The 3,077-nt window shown below is 69.4% G+C and carries 5 protein-coding genes; 3 read left to right on the top strand and 2 right to left on the bottom strand.

The annotated features are described in order from the left end of the window. Positions 1–1,082, bottom strand: a 1,082-nt coding sequence (locus ABTY04_RS40710; RefSeq protein WP_352218470.1) for an IS200/IS605 family accessory protein TnpB-related protein, incomplete at its 3' end; no start/stop codon positions are given. Between the two features lie 71 nt (positions 1,083–1,153). On the opposite strand from ABTY04_RS40710, the gene ABTY04_RS40705 reads away from it, so the two are divergent. After that, positions 1,154–1,594 (top strand): S1 RNA-binding domain-containing protein, encoded by a 441-nt coding sequence (locus tag ABTY04_RS40705; RefSeq protein WP_352218471.1) that lies wholly within the window; start codon positions 1,154–1,156, stop codon positions 1,592–1,594. Between the two features lie 96 nt (positions 1,595–1,690). On the opposite strand, the gene ABTY04_RS40700 is transcribed toward ABTY04_RS40705, so the two are convergent. After that, on the bottom strand, positions 1,691–2,167 hold the full coding sequence (locus ABTY04_RS40700) for a hypothetical protein (protein WP_352218469.1): 477 nt from the start codon (positions 2,165–2,167) through the stop codon (positions 1,691–1,693). An 88-nt stretch (positions 2,168–2,255) separates the two neighbouring features. On the opposite strand from ABTY04_RS40700, the gene ABTY04_RS40695 reads away from it, so the two are divergent. After that, positions 2,256–2,465, top strand: coding sequence for a hypothetical protein (locus ABTY04_RS40695; protein WP_352218468.1), 210 nt, complete (start codon positions 2,256–2,258; stop codon positions 2,463–2,465). Between the two features lie 195 nt (positions 2,466–2,660). Further along, positions 2,661–2,960: a hypothetical protein gene (locus ABTY04_RS40690; RefSeq protein ID WP_352218467.1), complete on the top strand. Its 300-nt coding sequence runs from the start codon at positions 2,661–2,663 to the stop codon at positions 2,958–2,960. The last annotated feature ends 117 nt before the right edge of the window (positions 2,961–3,077 follow it).

Below are 3,077 nucleotides of genomic sequence, written 5' to 3'. Positions count from 1 at the left end.
GCCCAGTGCAGCAGCCGGGTCAGGGCGTGCCGGACCTGGGCATCACGGTGGTTCGCGCTGCCGGTCAGGTCGAAGTGGAAGCGGCGCGGACTGCCCGTCGGGTTTCCGTGCCGGTCGAGGCGCCAGGCCGCGAGGTGATCGGCGTTGGTGTCCACGCCGATCACACCGTGCGCGAGGGCCGCTTCGAACGGCACGGTCTTCGTCGGGGCGTATTGCCACGAGGCGGTCAGATACCAGCGGCCGCGCTGCACGTCGTGGTGGATGCGGTAGGCCACGGCCCGGTTTGCTTCCACGCGGTCGGCCCACTCCGTGCCCCGGTGCGGGAACGTCACTGGGGAGTCCAGGACGTACCGGCCGTGCTTCGCGTTGGCCAGGTGGGCGAGCGGGGCGGGGAGCTTGATGCTCACCTCGCCGTCGGGTGTCACGCGGATCGTCTCGTTGCCGAACCTTTTGCCGCTCTCGCCGTCAGCTGTGAGGAACCAGCGTTCGGCTTCCCACCGCCCGCGCCACTCGCTCTCGCCGAGCCCGGCGGCAGCGAGGTTGTGACGGGTGCCCAGGAGACGTTTACCGCCCCGCACGACCCGGACCCGCCCTGCCCGGTGGTCGGCCCGCACCGCATCGAGCCGGTCTTCCAGCAGGTGCAGGCGGCGGGTCTTGGCGAACCATTCCCGCCTGCTGCGGTACCCGCCCGGGGCGCGCTTGCCGCCTTTCTCCCCGACGGGCAGCGACAGGCGGCCTGTGATCGTCCTGACGCCTGCTTCGAGGCTCTTCAGGTGTGCTGCCTGGCCACGCCGGGCCAACGCCCACTGGTCGTGCGTGGCCTTCGTGATCGCCCCCGCCCACCGCGACGACGAGAGTGCTGTCAACTCACGTTTCCGCGCGGCCCACGTGCCGGTGGAGTGCTCCAGCCCGTCAGCACACCGCGTCCTGAGGTCCTTCGAGGCGAGCGCGCCCAGGTGCGCGCCGACCAGGGCCAGCACCTCCTCATCCCGCGGAACCAGGTCCTTCAGCCGGGTCCGCACCGCGACTCCCGTGGGCCCGAGCGCGACAAACGGCGCCGACAACTCCCGCAGCCCACCCACCCCTCCGCACCCCCTCACACACCGAACAACCCGCCCCCACACCCAACGCCCACCACCGGCAAAGGTCACCCATTCGACGCAGGAACCCCCATTCCCACCCGGCACCAACCCACAGCCACAGACCAGGGCAAGGCACTCGCCCACACACGCCAGAACACACTCAAACCCAGTCAACAGGCAGCAGTTCCAACCCCCTCCGCCCCGGCGAGATCCTCTCCGGTACGGTCGCTGCCATCGAGCGGTTCGGCGTGTTCGTGGCGCTGGACGAAGGACCCGCCCACCCGGTCTTCCCGGGCGTCGGATTCATCTCGGTCCCCGAGCTGTCCTGGCGGCGCTTCGAAGCGATATCGGACGTCGTCCAGGTCGGGGAACGCGTCTCGTGTGAGTTCCTCTGCTTCGACACATGGAACGGGGAGGCGAGACTGTCCCTGCGGGCAACCCAGCCGGACCCCTTTCAGGCCTTCGCAGACAGCGTCGCGGTGGGGCAGACCGTGCGTGGACGGGTCACCTAGCTGGTCCCGTTCGGCGCACTCGACCGGGAACGGCGCAGGCTGTCCCTGTCCCGACGCCAGGCTGCGCCGGACCTCCGCTGAACCCCGCGCAGGACCCTACGCGGTGAGGTGACCGGAGCCGGGAGGATCTCGGGGTCCGACTTTTGTCCGCGGACAAAAGTCGGTGCGCTGCGGAAGGCCATCCGTCAGGATGATCCGATGGAAACCGGGCCCGGAGGGATCGTGCAGTCGTTGCTCGACGAGGTGGACCGGGCCGCGGTCGACCGGTTCCTGTCGGCCGTCGACTCGGTGATGAACAGCAACACCTTGCTGCTGAAGGTCGAAGCCGGCCAGGCGCTGACCGTCGACAACCGGCAGGGGCTGCTGGACGCGTACCTGCGGAGCGACCTGTTCGAGCAGATGATGCGCGAAGCCGACCGCCGACGCGAGTGGTACAACCTGAGCGACTTCATCACCGATCCCGACGAGAGCGAGAGCCCGGCCCAAGGGAGTCCTGCGGTCGGACTGCTGCGCGAGGGGTTCCGGGCCGCGGTCACGCCCCTTGGGGAAGAGGAGTTCTCCGAGCGGCTGCACTGGATGCTCAGCCGGGCGCCCTCCCCGTACAACCTCCGTCTGCCGGCGGACGAGGCCGACCGGGTCGTCGGGGGACTTCCTCCGCGAGGTGCTGGTTCCGGCGGGGGGCGGCGACGGTGTCACCGAGCAGGGGTGGGGGTTCGCCTCGGTGGAGCCCGACTTCCTGCGCTCGTCGGAGTACTACACGGACGAGCTCCCACTGCATCCCGTGTACTTCGACGGGTCCGAGAGCGATACCGCCACGCTCTTCCACCGGGGGTCGGTCTTCCATCTGCTGCTGACGAACGGCTCGCCGTAGCCCGTCGTCCAGCCCGACTTTTGTCCGCGGACAAAAGTCTCTCCCCCGGCGTTCCCCGCCATGGCAGCATGTGCCGCATGACGACGACCAGAAAGGTCCATGCCGCGTAGACGGCCGGGACGCCTCCGGACCGCGTTCCCACGGCAGCGCCGGACACACCCTGCGAGATCGGGCATCGACGGTCTCTCCGGGCGGGTGGTGGCGGAGATCGCCCGCATCGAACACACCCGGAACTACGTGCAGCCAGGAGACGTCATCCTGGCCTTGGACCGGTGGAAGCAGTACGTGCGCGGCCCCAGGCGCCGGCTGTGGGACGAATGTGAGTGGGGCAACGTGCACTGGTACTGCTGCGGCAACCCTCTGGAAGGCCGTGCGCTCCTCGACCGCGTGCTCCTGGCCATGACACCTCGGAGCGCCCGCGAACTCCGGGCGGTCCTCACCAAGTACGACGCTCTGTGGACCACCCCGTACCGCTGTCTCGCGGATCCGGGCTGAGTCGGCACTCCCCCGGGACCCCCGACTTTTGTCCGCGGACAAAAGCGTGACCGCGCAGGACGCCGTACTCGTCGTCCATGGCCTTCAGCGGCGGGACGATCGCGGTGGTGGTGCAGG

The organism is Streptomyces sp. NPDC097981, assembly GCF_040302565.1.
Lineage (GTDB): Bacteria > Actinomycetota > Actinomycetes > Streptomycetales > Streptomycetaceae > Streptomyces.
This window is presented reverse-complemented; position numbering and strand designations above follow the sequence as displayed.